This window comes from Bacillus sp. FJAT-45350 (assembly GCF_002335805.1).
Classification (GTDB): Bacteria; Bacillota; Bacilli; order Bacillales; family NISU01; genus FJAT-45350.
On record NZ_NISU01000001.1, the window covers coordinates 488,730 to 511,024 of the forward strand.

Genomic DNA, 22,295 nt, shown 5'->3' on the forward strand with positions numbered 1-22,295 from the left:
CCATCAATGAAAAAATATAAATGGCTATTCCCTTATATTAAACCATATACGCCACATTTGGTTGTAGTGCTAGTCATTTCGTTAGTTTCGACGGCATTATCACTAAGTTATCCTTATTTTACTAGTCTGTTAATTGATGATGTACTAATCAATCAAACGTACTCGCTAAAATCAATTGTTTTTCTTGCTTTTGGTGCTATGTTTGCAGGATATGTCCTTTCATCATTTAATAGCTTATTGTACTTACATGTCACACTTCAAATGCTTAGAAATCTAAGACGTGATTTATTTCTTCGCATTCAGAAAACAAAGTACCGTTTCTTTGTTCATCGTAAAGTTGGAGATATTATTACACGCTTGAACGGGGATGCGGCTGAAGTTCAAAGTGGCTTAACGGATACGATATTACAAGCGATAATTCAAGTGTCAACCTTCATTTTTGTAGCAAGTATGCTTTTGTGGTTAGATTTTAAGCTAGCGTTAGTATGTTTTTTATTTATGCCAGTTCTTATTTGGGCAATTGTTTATTTTCGACCGTTGATTGTAAGCGTTACCACGGATATGAGAAAGCAGCATAGTACATTACAAAGTTTTTTAATAGAACGATTAAATGGTATTAAACTAATTAAATTTGTTAGTGCAGAAACTAGAGTGACTGTTGAATTTGACAAACAAGTAAAAGAAATAAATCAAAAATCTTTTCGCTATAGTCTTCTTTCAACACTTGCTGAAGGAATCCCAAGAATAGCAATCCTTCTATCTACTATTCTTGTCTTTAGTTGGGGTGGACATTTAGTATTAACCGAGCAAATGACTATTGGAGCACTTGTGGCATTTACAGGCTATCAGGCTCGTTTATTTGGACCAGTTCAGAGTATTGCAGCCTTATATATGCGATTTCAACGAATGAATGTATCTTTAGGTAGATTAGAGGAACTCGTTCAACAAACAGAAGTTGAAATATATGAAAAAAGCGGAGGGAACCATTCTAAAGTAGGAGAAAATGAGCCGCTCCTAACTTTAGAAAATGTGTCCTTTGGTTATCAACAAGATAAACACCTACTACATGGTGCTAATTTTAAGATGGACAAAGGGGAAGTTGTTGCTATCGTTGGACCGAGTGGGATAGGAAAAAGCACATTTATTGATTTAATAACGGGACTGTACCAACCAACAAATGGTTCAATCGGTTTTAAAGGAACTAACATTGAGGAACTTTCATTAAGCCAGTTAAGAGCTCAAATTGCTGTTGCAACTCAGCAAGCTCCTCTTTTTAACGGATCAATCTTTGAAAATATAAAATTTAGTCAACCTAATGCTACTCTTGAAGAAGTGAAAGAGGTAGCCGAGCTCGTTGGACTTCATGAAGACATTAGTACTTTTGAAGCCAGGTATGAAACGTTGATTGGAGAAAGAGGTAGTGCGTTATCTGGTGGACAAAGACAAAGAATTGCCTTAGCTAGAACGCTTCTTCAAAAGGCAGACTTATATGTTTTAGACGAAGCTACGTCAGAGGTTGATATTCAAAGTGAAAAAGCAATCTTCAAACGATTAAGAAATAGCGGACGAACGAGAAACGTCATTATAATTAGCCATCGTCTTTCTACATTAGATTGGGTTGATTCTACATGGGTCGTTCAAAACGGTCAACTTTTTCGAAAGGAGGTCGGTTATGAAAAAGAAACAAGTTAAAATTGGTGTCATTGATAGTGGTATAAACCCTTATCACTCCCATATTGGAGAAGTGAACGGTGGAATTTCTATAAGTGTAGGAAAAGATATGTATTTAGAATGGAATAGTGATTTTCGAGATAGATTAGGTCATGGTACTGCAGTTGCAGCAGCGATACGTGATGAAATGCCAGATTGTGAGTTGTATGCGATTCGAATTTTTAATGAACAATTAACTACGTATCCGACTGTATTATGCGCAGCATTGGAATGGGCTATAGCTGAAGAACTCGATATTATCAATCTTAGTTTAGGAGTCATGAATGAATCAGTGGAACTGAAGCAATTATGTCAAGAAGCTAAAGAGAAAGGGATATTTGTTGTTGCAGCTTTAGATGAAGACCGTGGCTTTATTTATCCTGCGAGGTATGAAGGGGTATTAGCAGTATCGGCAGGGGAATATTCTAAGGGAGAGTTTGAATATAGTCATGACAATTGCTTTAGAGCTTGTGGATATCCGAAAGAATTAAATGGAGACATACAAAGGTACAATCTCCATGGACATAGCTTTGCATCTGCTAGGTTCACTGGAATGATCGGAAAAACTATAAAGGAACAAGATGAGAAGAATTACTCAAGTATATACGAACTATTAATTAAAGAGGGGCTGAAAAATAAATGACTAAGAACTATCAATTATTTATAAATGGAAAATGGGAAAACTCAGTTTCAGGAAAAACATTTCAAACAATTAATCCAGCTACAGGTGAGGTACATGCAACAGTAGCAGAAGGTGGAGCTGAAGATATTAATCTTGCAGTTAAAGCTGCTCGTAAAGCATTTGAGGTAGGACCGTGGGCTGAAATGACTCCAAGTGACCGAGGACGTTTATTATACAAAGTTGCTCAAAAACTATGGGATAATGCAGATAGACTTGCAGAAATTGAATCAACTGATAATGGGTTACCTATTAATGAAACAAAATTAATTGCTATGCCAGCGACGATTGATGTACTAGAGTTTTATGCTGGACTAGCAAACAAAGTTCAAGGGGAGACGTTAGCATCTCCGGGGAACCGATTTAATTATACTTTACGTGAACCTTTAGGAGTTATAGGTGCAATTGTCCCATGGAATTTCCCATTGATGTTAACGATGTGGAAGCTAGCGCCAGCATTAGCTGCTGGAAATACAATTGTCATTAAGCCTGCAGAACAAACACCAGTAAGTATATTAGAACTAGCAAAGATTTTTCAAGAAGCGGGAATTCCTGATGGAGTGATTAATGTTGTACCTGGTTACGGCGCAACAGCTGGTGATGCGCTTGCATCACATCCTGAAGTAGACAAAATTGCGTTTACTGGATCAACAAATACAGGTCGTCTTGTTATGCAGTCAGCTAGTAAGAATTTAAAACCTGTCAGCTTAGAATTAGGCGGAAAATCACCAAATATCGTATTTGAAGATGCTGATATTGAAAGTGCAGTTAATGGTTCGATGTTTGGAATCTATTTTGCACAAGGTCAAGTTTGTGCCTCGGGATCTAGATTGTTCGTTCAAGAAAGTGTTTATGATAAATTCATGAGTGAATACGTCCGAAAAGTAGAAACGATTCGTGTAGGGAACCCGCTAGAACAAACGACTCAAATGGGACCGCAAGTAACCGAGGAACAATTAAAAAGAATCGAATACTATGTAGCCTCAGGATTAGAAGAAGGTGCAAAAGTTGTTACAGGAGGTAGACGTAATCAAAGTGCTGGCAGTGGATATTACTACACACCAACAATTTTTGAAAATGTAACGAACGAAATGAAGATTGCTAGAGAGGAGATTTTTGGTCCAGTCGTCTCAGTTATCCGATTTAAAGATGAGGAAGATGCTCTAAGGAAAGCAAATGATACAGTGTATGGTTTAGCTTCAGGTGTATGGACTAACAATTTAAAAAGAGCTCATCGAATGGCTAAAGGACTACATGCAGGAACGGTTTATGTTAATACATTCAATATGTTAGATAGCACTGCTCCATTTGGGGGTACAAAGCAAAGTGGTTTTGGTAGAGAGCTAGGGGTGCAAGCGATGGATATGTATACACAAACGAAACATGTATGGGTTGACTTAAATGAACAAGGGTTAAATTGGTACGGAGTTTAATAGACACAAAAAATGTCGTCATTCTTCATATATTGAGGGATGGCGGCATTTTTATATATTAAAGTACCTATAGCTCCATTCATTGAAAAATAAGTGTCATATTTTAGATTATCTGACACAATTTATTCGAATGATGTTACACTAATATGTAGAAATATTAGTAAATTAAAACTCTATTATATAAGTAAATAAAGTGAGAGGACCTTTCGTATGAAATTAAAAACTAAATTATTTTTAGGATATGCATTTATATTTGTAATCGTTATTATATTAGCTGTTACAGCAATCAATGCTTTAGAGCAGCAAAAAAAACGTCTAGATGAGGTAGTTAACAATAATTATGAAAGGGTGAATCTTGCAAAAAATTTAATCAATCAAACACAGAATTCTGGTAGAGAAATAAGAGAAATATTACTAGTAGGCAGTAACTATGATCCAGAACCAATTGCAGAAATGCGCCAACAAGCTTCAATTATGTTAAACGCTTTAACAGAAATACCTACCGATAATGAAGAAAAAGAAGAAGTAATAGGAGAATTTGTTTATTTAAATTCTGCTTACGATGAACTAATACAACAAGTACTCACACTAGTTTTAGTTGATGACATTGATATTGCAACTAAGTTGTTATTAGATGACAACCGAGATTTAAGGGAACAGTTAGTTGACCGGGCTAATAAATTAACCTTGCTTGAAGAAGAGTCTATGGATTTAGCAATCCAAAACTCTGAAAATAGGTATACATACATCGCAAGTTTTATGTTAATCATTAGTGGAATTGCAGCTATACTTGTTATTATAATCACATTATTAATGACTAAGAATATTTCTGAAAGTATTAAAAAAGTTAGTCGAGTTATAAGTAGTGTTCCTAATCATTCCACTACAGAGTTACCGAGAATTGAGATAACTACTAACGATGAGTTAGGAGAGATTGCCAATTCTTACAACAGTATGGCAAAATCACTTGAGGATCATGCAATACAGGAAAGTAAACTAAATGATCAATTAATGAACGAAAATTGGATGAAAACTAAATTTGCTGAAGTAGGTACGATGATTCAAGGTACGAAAGATTTGAAGAAGTTTAGTGAGCAATTTATCCAAAAAATAGCAAAAATGTTGAATGCAACATACGGGGCCTTATATATTAAAGATGAAAAGAGTACATTCCTACATAATTACGCTTCATATGCAGGAAACAAGAAAGAGTTAATTGAACGAAAAATACAAATAGGTGAAGGTTTAGTAGGTCAATGTGCGTTAGATAATAAAAAAGTACACATTGAATCTCTTCCAGAAAATTATATAAAAATTCAGTCAGGTTTAGGTCAGGCAAATCCAAAAGCATTGCTTATACTCCCTATTGAATTTGACGGTGAAGTGTTAGGAGTGATTGAATTAGCGAAACTAGAGCAATTTACGACACGTCAAATAAGACTTCTTGAACAAATTTGTAATGTGACGGGTACGAGCATAAACCGAATACTCGATCATATGAAAATCGAAGAACTATTAGCTGAATCCCAAGCATTAACAGAAGAGTTACAGGCGCAAACGGAAGAACTACAAAGCCAATCAGAAGAACTTCAACAGCAACAAGAAGAGCTGTCAATGACAAATGAACAGTTACACGAGGAATACAGAAATTCAGAGGAAAAAGCGAAGCAGCTAGAAAAAATACAAGTAGATTTAGAACAAAAAAATCAAGATATTGAACTTAGTTCTAAATATAAGACAGAGTTTCTTGCAAATATGTCTCATGAATTACGTACGCCACTTAATAGCATGTTGATTTTATCTGAATTGTTATCTCAGAATATAGAAGGGAACTTATCTGAGAAACAGGCTGAACATGCCCTTACGATTCATTCGGCTGGTAAGGATCTTCTAAATTTAATAAATGACATCTTAGATTTATCTAAAATAGAGGCTGGTAAGACAGACGTCTATCCAGAGGAGATTGTTATCCATGAAGTACAAGCTTTCATAGAAAGACAATTTCTACCAGTTTCTAAAGAAAAAGGGTTAGAATTTATAGTTACTGTTGATGAGGATGCTCCTTCATATATTTACACAGATGAAATTAAGTTGAAGCAAATTATTAAAAATTTATTATCAAATGCATTTAAATTTACTGCAAATGGTCATGTTGAATTGCAATTTAAAAAGGTATCAAGTCCATCACACGATGTCAAATTGAAAATAGTTGTAATTGATACAGGGATTGGTATTCCGAAAGAACAGCTAGAAAGTATTTTTGAAGCTTTTAGTCAAGGTGATGGAACTACGACAAGAAGATATGGGGGGACAGGCTTAGGCTTGTCAATAAGTAAAGAGCTTGCCCATTTATTAGGTGGTTATCTTGAGGTAGATAGTATTAGCGGTAAAGGAAGTACATTTATATTGTACATGTCAGATTACCAAGCCGGATCTGTAAATCAACACCAAGTCATTAGTGAGATAGCTTCTACTAATGAACTTGTGCAAATACCAAATGTAAATAAAAAAGAACAAAATAATGACGAATTATTAGTCATTGATACAACAACTGCTGAAACTAGCAATCAAGAAGTATTAGAAAACAAAGTTGTATTAGTTGTAGATGATGATATGAGAAATATTTTTTCTTTAACAACTGCACTTGAAACTCAAAATATGGAAGTGTTATTTGCAGAGAATGGGCGAGAAGCACTAGACATTTTAAATGAAAATCCACATATAGATATTGTCTTAATGGATATCATGATGCCTGAAATGAATGGCTATGAAGCGATGGGGGCTATACGACAAAATAATAGTTTTATAGATCTGCCAATTATTGCCCTTACTGCAAAAGCTATGAAAAATGATAGGGAAAAGTGTTTAGAGGCTGGGGCTTCCGATTATATTAGTAAACCTATTAATCTTGAGCAATTAATATCATTGATTAAAGTTTGGTTATATAGATAGAGGAGTGAGTAAAATAAAGTACTCTCCGGCGGAAGAAATTTGTTTGGAAAAAGGAAATGAGATAGAGAAAATAGAAGTAGAGTTATTATTGGAGGCGATTTATAGGTATTATGGTTTTGATTTTCGAAATTATGCCTATGGATCAATTAGAAGAAGGATTCTACATCGACTCCAAATAGAAAATGTCGATACGATTTCAGCATTACAAGGTAAATTACTATATAGACCTGAAATGATGGAAAGTATCCTGAAAGACTTTTCGATAAACGTAACAGAAATGTTTAGAGATCCAGACTTTTTTAAATCATTTCGTACGAATGTTGTTCCTAATTTAAAAGACTTATCTACGATTCGGATTTGGCATGCAGGTTGTGCGTCAGGAGAAGAGGCATATTCAATGGCTATTCTCCTCTATGAAGAAGGTCTTTATGAAAAGTCGAGAATTTATGCAACTGACATGAACGAAGAAATACTAGAAAAAGCGAAACTGGGTGAAATTCCCCTAGGACAAATGAAACTTTATACTAGAAATTATCAGGAAGCTGGGGGAAAAGGGGAGTTTTCAGAGTATTACGCAGCAAATACGGATCATGCATTTATTGTACCTCAACTTAAAAAGAATATTATTTTTGGTCATCATAATTTAGTCACCGACTATTCTTTTAATGAATTTCAAGTTATTATCTGTAGAAATGTGATGATTTATTTTAATAATGAGTTGAAGGAACGAGTATTTAACCTTTTTTATAATAGCCTTTGTGAGCAAGGTTATTTAGGTTTAGGAAACAAAGAATCATTAAGCTATTGCTCCTTTTCTAGTGAATTTGAGGAAGTTGACTTCGCTCAAAAAATTTACAAGAAAATAGAATGATACGAAAGATTTCATAATAATTCTCAAACTAAATTCAAAAAAACTGAGGTAAAAAATGATGAAGAATGGGGAGAAAATAAATATATTACTTGTAGACGATCTTCCTGCGAATATAACGGCTCTAAAGGCAGTATTAGATTACGATGAGTATCAATTATTCGCAGCAGGTTCTGGTGAAGAGGCTTTAAAATATGTGCTGAAGTATGACTTTGCTGTTATTCTTTTAGATGTTCAAATGCCAGGCTTAAACGGATACGAGACTGCTAGAATTATTAAACAACGGAAAAGTTCAAGTCATATCCCAATAGTGTTTATAACTGCGTTGAGCCAAACTGTTGAGCATGTCTCTCAAGGATATACATCTGGTGCTATAGATTACATATTCAAGCCATATAGTCCTGATATTTTACGTTCCAAGGTGGAGGCCTTTGTTCAGCTTTATAAGAGTAAAAAAGAAGTAGAGGAACAGAAAAAACATCTCGAAGCTCAATATAATAATCTTGAAAAGATAGTTGACCAAAAAACAAAAGAGCTTAGGGAAGCTAATGAGGAATTAAGGCTTTCTTATAACCAATTTGAGAAAATTTTTCAGTCGAGTCCAAATTTAATGGCGATTCGGTCAGTAGAAGATGGAAGAATTATTTCTGTTAATAGTAGCTGGTGTAAACAAACAGGTTATGATTTAACTGAAGTAATTGGTGATTCGAGTAATATTCTTAAGATAGAAGCCTCTGAAGGTGAGAAAATTCTTACATATGATTTTAATAAACTCTTTGGTTTAAGGGAACCAGTTAAAAATTTAAGAATTACGTTTATAACGAAGGGTAATGAGAAGCGAGATGGGTTACTTTCAACAGAATTACTCGTTATTAACGGTGAGTCTTGTATCATAAGTGCGATTACTGATGTGACGGATAGAGTAGAGATGGAAAAAGAAATATTTCGTTTAGATCGTTTGAATATGGTTGGAGAAATGGCAGCAGGAATTGCTCATGAAATAAGAAATCCAATGACAACTGTTTTAGGCTTTTTGCAAATCTCAAGAGACCAGGAAAAACCTACACCTAGAGAATATATTGATTTAATGTTAGATGAGCTAAGGAGAGCAAATAGCATTATTACTGAATTTTTGTCGCTTGCGAAAGACAAGGCATCTAATAAATCGAAAAAAAATCTCAACGATATTATAAAAGCAATGTTTCCTCTACTACATGCTGAAGCACTTCTTGGTACTAAAGGAATTGATTTAGAACTTAATGAATGCTCAGACTTGGCTCTTGATGAGAAGGAAATTAGACAAATGATTCTTAACATCGGCTTAAATGGACTTGAAGCAATGCCTTCAGGTGGTAAGTTAACGATAAGAACATATGATGAGAATGACGGTGTTGTTTTAGCTATACAGGATGAAGGATCTGGCATAAAAAAAGAAATTATTGATAAAATTGGAACACCTTTTTTTACAACTAAGGAAAAAGGAACTGGCTTAGGTCTTGCTATTTGTTACAGTGTAGCATCACGTCACAAAGCAGAGATCGAAATTGATACTAATGATACCGGAACCACTTTTTTAATAAAATTTAAACAGAGAGCCAAACTTGAAGCAATAAAGTAGTAGTGAAAATTGGTCAGGAGGTTCCAATGAAAAAAATGACTGGAAATGACTTTGACCACCTTGTGCGTTTCTTTGATGGTATGGCTCAAACAAGCTGGTTAGGAAGTGTACATAATCAATTAAAGGAAGTAACTGGACTTTGGAATAATAAGACAGTATTAGACGTTGGTTGTGGTACAGGGAGAATGTTAATAAGAGGTGCCAATGAAGCGTCATCCTTAACTGGTATTGATTTATCAGAAGGGATGGTTGAAGCAGCAAAAGAACTATTTAAGGAAAAAGGGTACTCTAGTAAGTCCAATTTTATAGTTGGTGACGCTTGCGCCCTTCCTTTTTCAGATGATGAATTTGATTTAGCAATCTCTACGTGTGTGCTATTTTTATTACCTGAACCAGAATCTGGAATGCGTGAAATTCTAAGAGTAGTGAGAGAGGGAGGCATGATAGTCATGCTTAATCCTTCTTCAAAAATGAACCAAAATGAAGCTGCGAAATATTGTAAAAAGTATAACCTAGCTGATTTTGAAGAAAAAACAATAATGCAATGGTCGAATATTTCTACATTGCGCCACCGCTATGATAAGGAACAATTAAAGAATTATTTTAAAGAAAATGGTGCTAAACGAGTTAGACATGAAGAGGTCCTTGATGGCTTAGCTCTAATAACATTAGCTGAACTGTAGAATACAAGAAAAGGGTTGTCTCTAAACGTGAAATTCACTTTTGGGGACAACCCTTTCTACTATTTCCTCAACTGTAATACTAAATCAGCATCTGGTGTAACGTATATGGTCGTTTGATTATCATAGATGACAAAGCCAGGCTTGGAACCATTTGGCTTTTTAACATGACGTATTTTTGTGTAATCAACAGGTACACTACTTGATTGTCTTGCTTTACTAAAGTAAGCGGCAAGGTTTGCTGCCTCAAGTAACGTTGTTTCGTCAGGTTCGATACTTCGAATAACGACATGAGAACCAGGAATGTCTTTTGTATGTAACCAAATTTCATCTTGTCTTGCTAATCGGTTAGTGACATATTCATTTTGCTTATTGTTTTTTCCTACTAGCATCTCAATCCCAGAAGAAGAAACATATTGTTCAATTTGTGGTTTTACATTCTTTTTCTTACGGTTACCACCTTTTTGACGTTTTCTGATGTAACCTTCTTCGATTAACTCTTCTCGAATCTCCTCTATATCACCTGGTGAAGCAGTTTCCATTTGTTGAATCAATTGTTCCAAATATTGAATTTCTTCCTCCGCCTTTTGAATCTGGTCTTGAACGACTTGGACGGAGTTTTTCGCTTTATTATATTTTTTGAAGTAGTTTTGAGCATTGTCTGATGGTGATTTTTGTGGATCAAGTGAGATGCTCACTGTCGATCCATTTTCATCATAATAATCAATAACTTCAACGGATTCTTCTCCTCGATTTATTGCATACAAGTTAGCAGTTAGAAGCTCACCATACTTCTGAAACTTTTTCGCTTTTTCAGCATCATCTAACGTTCGTTCAAGTTTTTTTATTTTTTTTACGTTTTTTTGTAATTCATTTTTTAAGAATCTCTCTAGGTCATGCGCTTGTTGCTTTACTCGGTCACGCTCAGCTTTGCCATAATAATAACGATCCAACAATTCACTTGTGCTGTCGAAGGTACGTACTTCACCAGAAACATGAGTCAAGTTAATGATTGAAAAATATTCCTTGCTATCTGTTACTATCATTTGAGGCTGATAATCACCTTTTGCAAGTGGTGTAACTACTTCAAAAAAAACATTAGCTAAGGTTTCTTTATTTGCCATTCCTGCACGATGAACAATTTCCTTCGTAACAACTGGAGATAGACCAGAAAATTGTTCTAGTATTTGTTTGTCTAACTTCCCTTTATTAAAGTCTATTTTCTTTATAAAACCTTCTTCATCCACAGAAAATGGATTTGTTTTTTCTTGTGCTGGTGGCATTGTGTAATCTTGCCCTGGAAGCACTGTTCGTTGGCTACTTTGTGCAAGTGAAATATGCTTGATGCTATCTAATATTTTATTTGTTTCTCTGTCTAGTAAAATAATATTACTATGCCTACCCATAATTTCAATCATTAATCGTTTATAGCTAACATCTCCAATTTCATTTTTTCCCTTCAAATCAATCATGATGATGCGTTCCATCTCTATTTGCTGAATAGATTCAATAATACTTCCTTCCAAATGCTTTCGTAATAGCATACAAAACATTGGAGGTGTCGACGGATTATCATACTTTTCTTTTGTTATATGCACCCTTGCAAAGCTAGGATTTGCAGAGAGTAATAATTGATGATTTTTTCCTTGTGACCGTATTGTAAAAATTAATTCTGTCTTAAAAGGCTGATATATTCTAGAAATACGCCCGGTTGTTAAAGTATCTGCTATTTCCTCACTAATTGCCTTTGTCATTAAACCATCAAATGACATACACTCACCCCAATTATTATCAAACTATGTAGTTAATAAGCATACACTGATGCTTATTTTAATGAAAGAAAAGATGCTACGCGCTTTTCTTTTATTTTACGTAAGTACTAGTAAACAGTATAGCATTTTTTAGGACGTGCCTGAATATGATGGCTTGTAAGAACGTGTACAAGATATGGGGTGTAGTGATGAAGTGGTTTGAGATGGAGGTTGAAGAGGTTGAAAGAGCAACAGGTTCCGATGCTGAAAAAGGATTATCTGAGAAGGAGGCACAAAAGCGCTTAAAAAAATTCGGTTATAATAAGCTCGATGAAGGAGAAAAGGCATCTGCAATTTTTATATTCTTAGCTCAATTTAAGGATTTTATGGTTCTTGTTTTATTAGCCGCGACCTTAATTTCCGGTTTACTTGGTGAGTATATCGATGCAATTACAATTATGCTCATTGTTTTAATCAATGGAGTACTTGGATTTATACAAGAAAGAAAGGCAGAAAAATCTCTTGCTGCATTAAAGGAGCTATCAGCTCCGCAAATGATGGTTTTACGTGATGGACAATGGGTTAAAACCCCCTCTACTGAAGTTGTTGTAGGAGATATCGTTAAAGTCACTAGTGGAGATAGAATTGGTGCTGATTTACGTTTATTTAAAACAAATGGATTACAAATAGAAGAGTCTTCATTGACAGGTGAGTCAGTTCCTGTTCAAAAGTATGAACGCCCTTTAGGAGGAGAGGAGCTTTCGATTGGAGACCAGGATAACATGGCCTTTATGGGTACAATGGTTACCCAAGGAAATGGGATAGGGGTTATCGTTGCTACTGGGATGAAAACCGAGATGGGGAAAATCGCCCATTTACTTCAAACAACAGAGACGCTTGTAACTCCATTACAAAGACGCTTAGAGCAATTAGGTAAAATATTAATTGCCGTTGCACTTGTATTAACGGCATTAGTCGTTCTATTCGGTGTTTATCAAGGTCATAATGTCTATACAATGTTTTTAGCTGGGGTCTCTCTAGCAGTAGCGGCAATTCCAGAAGGGTTACCAGCGATTGTCACTGTTGCTTTAGCACTCGGAGTTCAACGAATGATCAAGCGTAAGGCGATTGTTAGAAAGCTACCAGCAGTTGAAACACTTGGTTGTGCCTCTGTTATTTGTTCAGATAAAACAGGAACACTGACTCAGAACAAAATGACGGTTACTCATATATGGTCTGGTGGTAAGACATGGAATGTTACGAATACTGGGTATACACCACATGGAGACTTTCTATCCGAAGGGAAAAAAATCGATGTAGATAATGAAAGGGTATTACAACAGATTTTAACCTTTAGCTTATTATGTAACAATACAAAATTATATAAAAAAGATGTGAAGGACGGATTACTAAAGAAGAAAAAGGAAGAATTTGTACTCGATGGCGATCCGACAGAAGGGGCATTAGTCGTTGCAGCAATGAAGGCAGGGATTACTGATGAAAACCTTAAAAAGAATTATAAAGTTATTAAAGAATTCCCATTTGAATCAACGAGAAAAATGATGAGTATGATAGTTGAAAACTCAAAGGGACAGCGTTTTGTTGTTACAAAAGGTGCACCAGATGTAGTTCTTACGAATAGTACTCATTTTGCGGAAGCGGGACAAGTGAAGACAGCCAATAATCAGCTTCGCCAAAAAGTTGAAAATGCGATTACAACTCTAGCAGGGCAGGCGCTTCGAACAATAGCCGTTGCTTACCGTCCTTTAAAGGCGACAGATAAAGTTGAGCATTCTATAGATGTGGAAAAGGATTTAACATTCTTAGGTTTACAAGGGTTGATAGACCCTCCACGACCAGAGGTTAGAAAGTCAATCCAAGAATGTCGTCAAGCTGGAATAAAAACAGTCATGATTACAGGGGACCATGTGATTACAGCTAAAGCAATTGCAAAACAGTTAGACATCCTGCCAGAAAATGGGAAGGTACTAGATGGTAAAACATTATCACGAATTAGTGTGAAACAGCTTGAAGAAATTGTTGATGACGTGTATGTGTATGCACGTGTTTCACCAGAGCACAAATTAAAAATCGTAAAAGCTCTTCAAGCAAAGGGACATATCGTAGCCATGACAGGTGATGGTGTAAATGATGCCCCTGCTATTAAAGCAGCGAATATTGGTATAGCAATGGGTATCACTGGAACAGATGTTGCAAAAGAAGCATCATCGTTAATTTTAAGTGATGATAATTTTGCTACAATTAAAGTAGCAATTAAAGAAGGAAGGAATATATACGAAAATATCCGTAAATTTATTCGTTATATGTTAGCATCTAATGTTGGGGAAATTTTAGTGATGCTTTTTGCAATGATGCTAGGTATGCCACTTCCGTTAGTGGCGATTCAAATTTTATGGATTAATCTAGTAACTGATGGTTTACCTGCAATGGCACTAGGAATGGACCAGGCAGAGAATGATGTAATGAAACGGGCACCACGTAGTCCAAATGAAGGTATATTTGCAAGGGGACTCGCATGGAAAATTGTGAGTCGTGGGTTTATGATTGGTGTGGTAACACTTGCAGCTTTCTGGATTACGTTGCAACAAAATCCAGACGATTTAACACATGCACAAACAGTAGCATTTGTTACATTAGTTATGGCACAATTAATTCATGTATTTGATTGTCGAAGTGAATATTCTGTATTTCATCGAAATCCGTTTCAAAATATGTATCTCGTATTAGCGGTTATTTCATCAATGATTTTAATGCTAGTAGTTGTTTACTATCCAGGATTGCAACCAGTCTTCCATACAACATTCTTAGGTGTTAGAGACTGGCTATTAATTTTAGGGATGGCAGCAATACCAACTGTTGCTTTAGGTGGATTCTATTTTCTTAAACGTTCAAAGAGATAAATTGTAGAAAAAAAGTGACAAAGACTTAGGCCTTTGTCACTTTTTTATTTTATTCGGGTTGTTGACAAAGGTAGTAAAAAGGAGACTATTATGGAGAAGAGATTTGTTAGTAGATGAATATAGAACTTCTAGTTAACTAGTGTGTGTTCCTCTTTAATTGATGGATTTCTGATTCGTGTGTTATGGATCGATGAGAGAGTAGTTTTATAATATTATTTTGTTCTTTTTGGATCGTAGAAAGGGTAGAAAACTCCTTTCCAATAAAATTTTCTAATACTTCATATTGCTCAGGTATTTGACCGAGTTTACGTTCAATTCGTTCTTGTCCAATTTTTAGGGTATGAACATCATTTTTTAGTTGTTGCACATCCACTTTTAGGTTGTGCACATCCTTCGTTAGTTGATGTACATCGATTTTCATGTTGTGCACATCATTTTTTAGTAGATTAACATCACCTTTTAGCTCTTGCACATCACCTTTAAGTTCTCGAACTTCATGTTTTACTTCACGTACTTCTGTTAAAATTTGTTTCATTAATACTTCTACGGTTGTTCCTCCTTTCTTTCGTAATACTGTCAATATATCATGGGAACGAAAAAAGAAATAAATATTTTTAAAATGAAGGTCTGAATAATTACAAGGCAAGATTATTTCTTCTACTTGTTGATGGTGGTAAAATTGGTTAGAATAGAGAAGTGGATGTGATTATGATGATAACAAGTATGACTGGCTATGGTCAGGCAAAACTAGAGCAAGGTAACTATGTCGTAACAGTTGAAATCCGTTCCTTTAATCATCGTTTTTCTGAAATATCTGTTCGCATTCCAAGATCGTTTCTACATTTAGAAGACCAGATAAAGAAAACAATACAGACCTTTGTCCATAGAGGAAAGGTAGATGTATATATTTCGATAGAAGGTGAAGGTCTTGTCAAACGTATGTTAGACGTTGATTGGGAATTGCTAAAGCAGTATATTAAGACAGCAAACGAAATGCAAAATATTACTGGAGCAACATTAAATATGCCTTCTGTTGATACATTATTGCTACACGAACAAATTGTTTCTGTCCGTGAAGAGGAAGCAACCGATGAAGCAATAAATGGGCTTGTCTTAGAAACAACAAAGCTTGCTACTGAAAAGCTTTTTGACATGCGTAGGCTTGAAGGTCATGCACTGTATAAGGATTTTAAAGTCCGTATTGATAAAATGACTGAGACTACAAAGCAATTATCTTTATACGCACCAACTGTTTCTGAAAATTATCAGAAACGATTAGAAAAAAGAATGACTGATTATTTAAAGGGGAAGCTTGATGTTGATGAAAGTCGAATACTTACTGAAGTAGCAATATTTGCAGAAAAAGCAAGTATTGATGAAGAAATAACAAGACTTCTTTCTCATCTAAATCAATTTTTGTCGATTATAAATGAAGGTGGAGTGATTGGTCGTAAGTTAGACTTTTTAGTGCAAGAAATGAATAGAGAGACGAATACAATTGGCTCAAAAGCAAATGACATACATATAAGTAAGCAAGTAGTTGATTTGAAAAGTGAAATTGAAAAAATAAAAGAGCAGGTACAGAATATTGAATAATGCTTCATTTGAAATTGCTTAAATGGTCAAATTGACATTAGAAAGCATACTCTTGTAGTAAACGAACGAATTTTCGTATATAGTGGAAATAGGATGGAAATAATAGAAAGAGAGTGTCTTTGGCTCTCCAAATAGGTGAGGGGAAATAGATGAATATTAAGCTTATCAACATTGGATTTGGAAATATTGTTTCTGCCAATCGTATCATATCAATTGTTAGTCCTGAATCTGCACCAATTAAACGAATTATTCAAGAGGCGCGTGACCGTAATATGCTAATTGATGCTACATATGGTAGACGTACAAGAGCAGTTATTATTGCTGACAGTGACCATGTGATACTTAGTGCTGTACAACCTGAGACGGTAGCACAACGTCTAACGGTGAAGGAAGAAGGTACAGAAGAAGCATAACTGTTATGTTAGGATAAATAGACATGAGGAGTAAGGTTTAGGTTACATAACAGCTTTTATATAATATAGCAATTTTTACGCTATATGAAAATAGAATTCGGAGGTAATTATGAAAAAGGAAAAAGGATTGTTGATTGTTCTTTCTGGTCCTGCAGGAGTTGGAAAGGGAACCGTTTGTGGAGCATTGCGACAAGAGGATACAAACATCCAATACTCAGTATCTGCAACGACTAGAAACCCTCGTGAAGGAGAAGTGGATGGGGTCAATTATTTTTTCAGGTCTAGAGATGAATTTGAAAACATGATTGTGAATGACCAACTCCTAGAGTGGGCTGAATATGTAGGCAATTATTATGGAACACCAATTGACTATGTAAAGGAAACAATCAACAAAGGTACAGATATTATTTTAGAAATTGAAGTTCAAGGAGCTTTAAAGGTGAAAGAGCGTTTTCCTGAAGGAGTATTTATTTTCCTAATGCCACCAAGTTTAGCTGAACTTCGAAGTCGAATTGTAGGTCGTGGTACGGAAACTGAAGATATTATTAATAAACGTATGACAGTTGCTAAAGAAGAAATTGATATGATGAAAAAATACGATTACGTAGTAGAAAATGACCAGGTTGATTTAGCGGTTGACCGTATCAAGGCTATTGTAACAGCAGAGCATTGTAAACGTGAAAGACTTATTGAAAAATATAAACAATTAGTGGAGGTTGAATAATATTATGTTATACCCATCGATTGATTCATTAATGGATAAATTGGATTCAAAATATACGTTAGTAACGGTTTCTTCAAGAAGAGCACGTGAAATTCGCGAGGACAAAAAGAGAGTCCCATTAGTAGAGAAACCAGTTTCACATAAACAAGTTGGTATGGCTTTAGAAGAAATAGTAAGCGACCAACTAAAGTTTGAACGTAAATAATAATGCAGTCTAATAACAACCTAGTAGATAGGTTGTTATTTTTCTTAATATGGCTACATCTCGTGGTTGTATAACTATAACAAATCTCAAAATTGATTTAGCTTAAATATTAGGAGGAAAGAATTAGATGCTACAGGGGAAAAAAATATTACTTTGTGTTACAGGAGGAGTTGCTGTTTTTAAAGCAGCTGCACTTACAAGTAAATTAAGCCAGGCAGGGGCTACTGTTAAGGTTATGCTAACAGAATCGGCAAAGAAGTTTGTTACGCCACTAACTTTTCAAACGCTATCAAGACAAGCTGTGTATGATGATACATTCGATGAAAAAGACCCAAGTGGGGTCTCTCATATTGACTTAGCAGATTGGCCGGATGCAATCGTTGTTGCACCATGTACAGCTAATATGGTTGGGAAATTGGCGAATGGAATAGCAGATGACCTAATCTCGACATCACTACTAGCAGCTACGGCTCCAGTGTTTATCGCACCAGCAATGAATGTACATATGTATGAGCATCCAGCAGTACAAAAAAACCTTGGAACTCTTACATCATTTGGTTACCGTTTTATTGCGCCAAATGAGGGATATTTAGCATGTGGTTATGTAGGAAAAGGAAGACTTCCAGAGCCAGAAGAAATAATGGAAGTATTATCTAGATATTTTGCAATAAAAGATGAAAAGCCTTTAGAAGGAAAGCAAATAATAGTAACAGCTGGCCCGACGAGGGAAATTATTGATCCAGTTCGTTATTTTACAAATCATTCATCAGGGAAAATGGGCTATGCGATCGCTGAAACAGCTGCGGAATTAGGAGCGATAGTGACGCTTATTTCTGGTCCAACGTCTCTACCCACGCCAAAAACGGTAACAACAGTTAAAGTTACATCTGCACAAGAAATGTATGAAGCAGTAATGGATTATTATTCCGAAACTGATGTAGTGATTAAAAGTGCAGCAGTTGCTGACTACCGACCAAAACAAACGTTTCAAGAAAAAATGAAAAAGCAACCTGGAAACTGGGCAGTTGAGATGGAGAGAACGATTGATATATTAGCTACTTTAGGAGAGAAGAAAGAGAATCAGCTTTTAATCGGATTTGCTGCGGAATCTGAAAAGGTAGAAACATATGCCATGGACAAGCTTACTAGAAAAAATCTAGATATGATAGTAGCGAATAATATTGCCGAGGAAGGCTCAGGATTTCAAGGAGATACAAATATTGTAACTATTTTAAAGCGAAATGGAGAAAAGACATCTTTACCTATTCTTTCAAAGAAAGAAGTAGCAGAAAAAATTATTGATGAAGTGATTATATTATTGGAAGGGCAACGCTAGAATGATTGCAAAAGTTGTTGTGGATGTACCTTCAGGACAGACAGACCGACTATTTGATTACTTAGTTCCGAAGGAACTTGAAGAAGTAGTTCAAAATGGGGTGAGGGTCGTTGTTCCCTTTGGCCCACGACAAATACAAGGATTTGTCGTTCAAATAGTGGATGAGACAAATGTTAGTAAAATCAAACCGATTTCTGATATCTTGGATTTTCTTCCTGTTTTAACTGAGGAATTACTAGAATTAGGAGATTGGCTAACACTTAAGACTCTATGCTATAAAGTTTCTGCTTATCAAGTGATGTTACCTGCAGCGATGAGGTCAAAGGTGAAAAAAAATATTCGTTTACTTGATAGTAAAATCGACCAGATATCTGAGGAATTAAAAAATCTCTTTGTTAATGGTGATACGGTTGGATGGGAAGATGTGGTAAAGAAAGGGAGGCACTACTTCCCCCTAATTCAAAAAGAAATTAAATTAGGAAACTTGGAAGTGGATTATGTTGTAAAGGATAAGCTGTCAAAAAAGAAACAGCGTTTTGTCAGAGCAGCAGTTTCAAAGGAAGAGTTGTTACTCACAATTGAAGCTCTATCAACTCGAGCGGATAAACAAAAAAAGGCACTAGTCTTCTTCGTTGAACACGAAGAAGATATTTTAGTTACTGATTTATTAAGTATAACGGGAGTAACCCGTTCAACGATAAAAACATTAGTTGAAAAGGGCTTATTAGTCGAAGAGGATAAAGAAATTTACCGTGACCCTTTTGCAGAACGTACCTTCAAGCAAACAAAGCCTCTACAACTAACTTCACTACAGCAAGAGGCATTAAATCCAATATCACAATCGATTGAAATTAATAAACACGATACGTTTTTGCTACATGGTGTAACAGGGAGTGGAAAGACGGAAGTTTATTTACAAGCAATTGATAAGGTGCTTGCTCGTGGAAAAGAAGCGATAGTTTTAGTGCCAGAGATATCGTTAACACCCCAAATGGTTACACGTTTTAAGGGGAGATTCGGTTCAAAGGTTGCGGTATTACATAGTGGACTTTCAATGGGAGAGAAATATGATGAGTGGAGAAAAATCCAGCGTAAAGAAGTAGATGTAGTCGTTGGTGCCCGTTCGGCAATTTTTGCTCCTTTCGAAAATTTAGGAATTATCATCATTGATGAAGAACATGAGGGAAGCTACAAGCAGGAGGAAAATCCCAGGTATCACGCCAAAGATGTAGCAATTTATCGAGGTAAGTACTACAATTGTCCTGTTGTTTTAGGAAGTGCCACCCCTTCTCTAGAAACGTATGCACGTGCGAAAAAAGGTGTTTATACACTACTTCCTTTAGTTGAAAGAGTAAATAAAAGTGAAATGCCCAAAGTAGATATTGTTGATATGAGAGAGGAACTAAAGGAAGGAAACCGCTCAATGTTTTCTCGTTCTCTTTTTGAGAAGCTGGAGGAACGCCTAAATAAAGGAGAACAAAGCGTTTTATTTTTGAACCGACGTGGGTATTCAACATTTGTAATGTGTCGAGACTGTGGGTACGTACCGACTTGTCCTCATTGTGACATCTCATTAACATTTCACCGTAACTCTAACACACTAAAATGTCACTATTGTGCGTATGAGGAAAGAATGCCGTCTACTTGTCATGAATGTGAAAGTGAGCATATTCGCTTCTTTGGTTCAGGTACGCAAAAAGTTGAGGAAGAATTGGCTAAAGTGTTACCACATGCAAGGGTTATTAGAATGGATGTTGATACAACGAGAAAGAAGGGTTCTCATGAGAAGTTATTAGATGCTTTTGGTGAGGGACAAGCTGATATACTCTTAGGGACACAAATGATTGCAAAGGGATTGGATTTTCCAAATATTACATTGGTAGGTGTATTAGCGGCTGATACGATGCTATACTTACCAGATTTTAGAGCATCAGAAAGAACTTTTCAGCTCTTAACTCAAGTAAGTGGGCGAGCTGGTCGACATGAAAAAGAAGGAGAGGTTGTTGTACAAACCTACACTCCTGAACATTATAGTATTGAACTTGTAAGGAAACATGATTACATAGGCTTTTTTCATCATGAGATGAATGTTAGAAAATATGGTGGATATCCACCTTATTATTATGTGGCTTTAGTAGGTGTTTCTCACCCTGAGTTGACAAAAGTGATACAGGTGACAGAAAAGATTACTACCTTTATAAAAGGAGAAGTGTCTGAACAGGCAGTTGTGCTTGGTCCTGTTGCATCGCCAATTGCTCGGATAAAGGATAGATATCGCTATCAATGTTTGATAAAATACAAAAATGAACCGAGATTACCGGAAATATTAAAAGAAGTACAACAACATTTTCAACGTGAAATGAGTCAAGGTGATTTATATATTTCTATTGATATGAATCCATACATGTTTATGTAAATTAAAGGTACGTTAACTTTAGAGAGAAGTAGAAGAGAGGAAGCAAAAAATATGAAAATTGTATTTATGGGAACTCCAGATTTTTCAGTTCCGGTATTAAGGCAGTTATTAGATGACGGACATAATGTAGTCGCTTGTGTGACACAACCTGATCGTCCAAAAGGTAGGAAGAAAATTCTCACTCCTCCTCCTGTTAAGGTTGAGGCAGAACTCCATGGTATTGATGTTCTTCAGCCTGAAAAAATTAAAGAAGAAGCAGAATTAAAGAAATTATATGCTTTCGAGCCAGATTTAATTATTACAGCTGCGTTTGGACAAATTTTACCAAGGGAATTGTTAGATTACCCAAAGCATGGTTGTATAAATGTCCATGCTTCCTTATTACCTAAATATCGTGGTGGGGCACCGATTCATCAATCTATCATTGACGGTGAAAAAGAAACGGGTGTGACGATTATGTATATGGTGGAAAAGCTTGATGCAGGTGATATTTTAACTCAAACAGTGGTAGAAATTGAGGAGACGGATCATGTCGGTTCATTACATAATAAATTGAGTGCAGCAGGAGCAAAGCTACTTTCTGAAACAATCTTACCTCTAATTTCAGGGGAGATTAAGCCAATTAAACAATATGATGATGAAGCAACATTTGCTAGAAATATTAATCGAGAACAGGAAAAAATTGATTGGTCGAAAACTGGAGAAGAAATTTATAACCAGGTTCGAGGTCTGCACCCATGGCCAGTTGCCTATACTTCGTTAAATGGAAATGTGATGAAGGTTTGGTGGGCGACGAAGGAATCAGTTTCTAAGAACGAAAATCCAGGAACGATTATTCGAATTGATGAGGACGGTTTTGTAGTGGCAACTGGTAATGAAACTTCAATCAAAATTACGGATCTTCAGCCATCAGGAAAAAAACGTATGTTAGCTGAGCAATTTTTACGTGGCACTGGTTCACAAATCGAATTAGGAATGCAAATAGGAGAATAG

Annotated in this window: 17 protein-coding genes; 15 read left to right on the forward strand and 2 right to left on the reverse strand. The window is 35.7% G+C overall.

Features of this window, described 5'->3' with window-relative positions; all coding sequences use genetic code 11:
* Positions 1 to 6: 6 nt before the first annotated feature.
* The 7 genes from CD003_RS02440 (at position 7) to CD003_RS02470 (ending at position 9,943) form a co-directional block, all read left to right on the forward strand.
* Positions 7 to 1,692, forward strand: coding sequence for an ABC transporter ATP-binding protein (locus CD003_RS02440; protein WP_096199300.1), 1,686 nt, complete (start codon positions 7 to 9; stop codon positions 1,690 to 1,692).
* Positions 1,673 to 2,353 carry a subtilisin-like serine protease QhpE gene (qhpE, locus tag CD003_RS02445; RefSeq protein WP_096199301.1) on the forward strand — a complete coding sequence of 227 codons (681 nt, stop codon included), beginning with the start codon at positions 1,673 to 1,675 and terminating at the stop codon, positions 2,351 to 2,353. The genes CD003_RS02440 and qhpE overlap by 20 nt, the downstream gene beginning before the upstream one ends.
* Positions 2,350 to 3,822 (forward strand): aldehyde dehydrogenase family protein, encoded by a 1,473-nt coding sequence (locus tag CD003_RS02450; RefSeq protein ID WP_096199302.1) that lies wholly within the window; start codon positions 2,350 to 2,352, stop codon positions 3,820 to 3,822. Before qhpE ends, CD003_RS02450 begins: the two co-directional genes overlap by 4 nt.
* Before the next feature lie 210 nt (positions 3,823 to 4,032).
* Positions 4,033 to 6,774, forward strand: a complete 2,742-nt coding sequence (locus CD003_RS02455; protein WP_096199303.1) for a response regulator — start codon at positions 4,033 to 4,035, stop codon at positions 6,772 to 6,774.
* Positions 6,775 to 6,817: 43 nt separating this feature from the next.
* Positions 6,818 to 7,645, forward strand: coding sequence for a CheR family methyltransferase (locus CD003_RS02460; protein ID WP_257008145.1), 828 nt, complete (start codon positions 6,818 to 6,820; stop codon positions 7,643 to 7,645).
* A 55-nt stretch (positions 7,646 to 7,700) separates the two neighbouring features.
* Positions 7,701 to 9,260 carry a response regulator gene (locus CD003_RS02465; protein WP_257008146.1) on the forward strand — a complete coding sequence of 520 codons (1,560 nt, stop codon included), beginning with the start codon at positions 7,701 to 7,703 and terminating at the stop codon, positions 9,258 to 9,260.
* 26 nt (positions 9,261 to 9,286) lie between these two features.
* The gene (locus tag CD003_RS02470) at positions 9,287 to 9,943 is read left to right on the forward strand and encodes a class I SAM-dependent methyltransferase (RefSeq protein ID WP_096199304.1); all 657 of its coding nucleotides are present in this window, start codon (positions 9,287 to 9,289) and stop codon (positions 9,941 to 9,943) included.
* A gap of 59 nt (positions 9,944 to 10,002) precedes the next feature.
* Here the strand turns inward: CD003_RS02470 and CD003_RS02475 are convergent, their stop codons facing one another.
* Positions 10,003 to 11,712: an Rqc2 family fibronectin-binding protein gene (locus CD003_RS02475; protein ID WP_096199305.1), complete on the reverse strand. Its 1,710-nt coding sequence runs from the start codon at positions 11,710 to 11,712 to the stop codon at positions 10,003 to 10,005.
* Between the two features lie 188 nt (positions 11,713 to 11,900).
* On the opposite strand from CD003_RS02475, the gene CD003_RS02480 reads away from it, so the two are divergent.
* Positions 11,901 to 14,612, forward strand: coding sequence for a cation-translocating P-type ATPase (locus CD003_RS02480; RefSeq protein WP_096199306.1), 2,712 nt, complete (start codon positions 11,901 to 11,903; stop codon positions 14,610 to 14,612).
* A gap of 136 nt (positions 14,613 to 14,748) precedes the next feature.
* Here the strand turns inward: CD003_RS02480 and CD003_RS02485 are convergent, their stop codons facing one another.
* Positions 14,749 to 15,258: a hypothetical protein gene (locus tag CD003_RS02485; RefSeq protein ID WP_096199307.1), complete on the reverse strand. Its 510-nt coding sequence runs from the start codon at positions 15,256 to 15,258 to the stop codon at positions 14,749 to 14,751.
* A gap of 62 nt (positions 15,259 to 15,320) precedes the next feature.
* Between CD003_RS02485 and CD003_RS02490 the strand changes: the two genes are divergently transcribed.
* The 7 genes from CD003_RS02490 to fmt all read left to right on the forward strand — a co-directional run bounded on the left by CD003_RS02490 (position 15,321) and on the right by fmt (position 22,295).
* Positions 15,321 to 16,208 carry a YicC/YloC family endoribonuclease gene (locus CD003_RS02490; protein ID WP_257008147.1) on the forward strand — a complete coding sequence of 296 codons (888 nt, stop codon included), beginning with the start codon at positions 15,321 to 15,323 and terminating at the stop codon, positions 16,206 to 16,208.
* Between the two features lie 149 nt (positions 16,209 to 16,357).
* Positions 16,358 to 16,621 carry an extracellular matrix/biofilm regulator RemA gene (remA, locus tag CD003_RS02495; RefSeq protein ID WP_096199308.1) on the forward strand — a complete coding sequence of 88 codons (264 nt, stop codon included), beginning with the start codon at positions 16,358 to 16,360 and terminating at the stop codon, positions 16,619 to 16,621.
* A gap of 109 nt (positions 16,622 to 16,730) precedes the next feature.
* Entirely contained in the window at positions 16,731 to 17,345 is a 615-nt protein-coding gene (gene gmk / locus CD003_RS02500; RefSeq protein WP_096199309.1) for a guanylate kinase, read from the forward strand.
* A gap of 4 nt (positions 17,346 to 17,349) precedes the next feature.
* A complete protein-coding gene (gene rpoZ, locus CD003_RS02505; protein ID WP_096199310.1) occupies positions 17,350 to 17,550 on the forward strand; it encodes a DNA-directed RNA polymerase subunit omega in 201 nt (66 codons plus the stop codon).
* A 127-nt stretch (positions 17,551 to 17,677) separates the two neighbouring features.
* Positions 17,678 to 18,886, forward strand: coding sequence for a bifunctional phosphopantothenoylcysteine decarboxylase/phosphopantothenate--cysteine ligase CoaBC (coaBC, locus tag CD003_RS02510; RefSeq protein WP_096199311.1), 1,209 nt, complete (start codon positions 17,678 to 17,680; stop codon positions 18,884 to 18,886).
* Between the two features lies 1 nt (position 18,887).
* On the forward strand, positions 18,888 to 21,302 hold the full coding sequence (gene priA, locus CD003_RS02515) for a primosomal protein N' (RefSeq protein ID WP_096199312.1): 2,415 nt from the start codon (positions 18,888 to 18,890) through the stop codon (positions 21,300 to 21,302).
* A 51-nt stretch (positions 21,303 to 21,353) separates the two neighbouring features.
* Positions 21,354 to 22,295 (forward strand): methionyl-tRNA formyltransferase, encoded by a 942-nt coding sequence (gene fmt, locus CD003_RS02520; RefSeq protein ID WP_096199313.1) that lies wholly within the window; start codon positions 21,354 to 21,356, stop codon positions 22,293 to 22,295.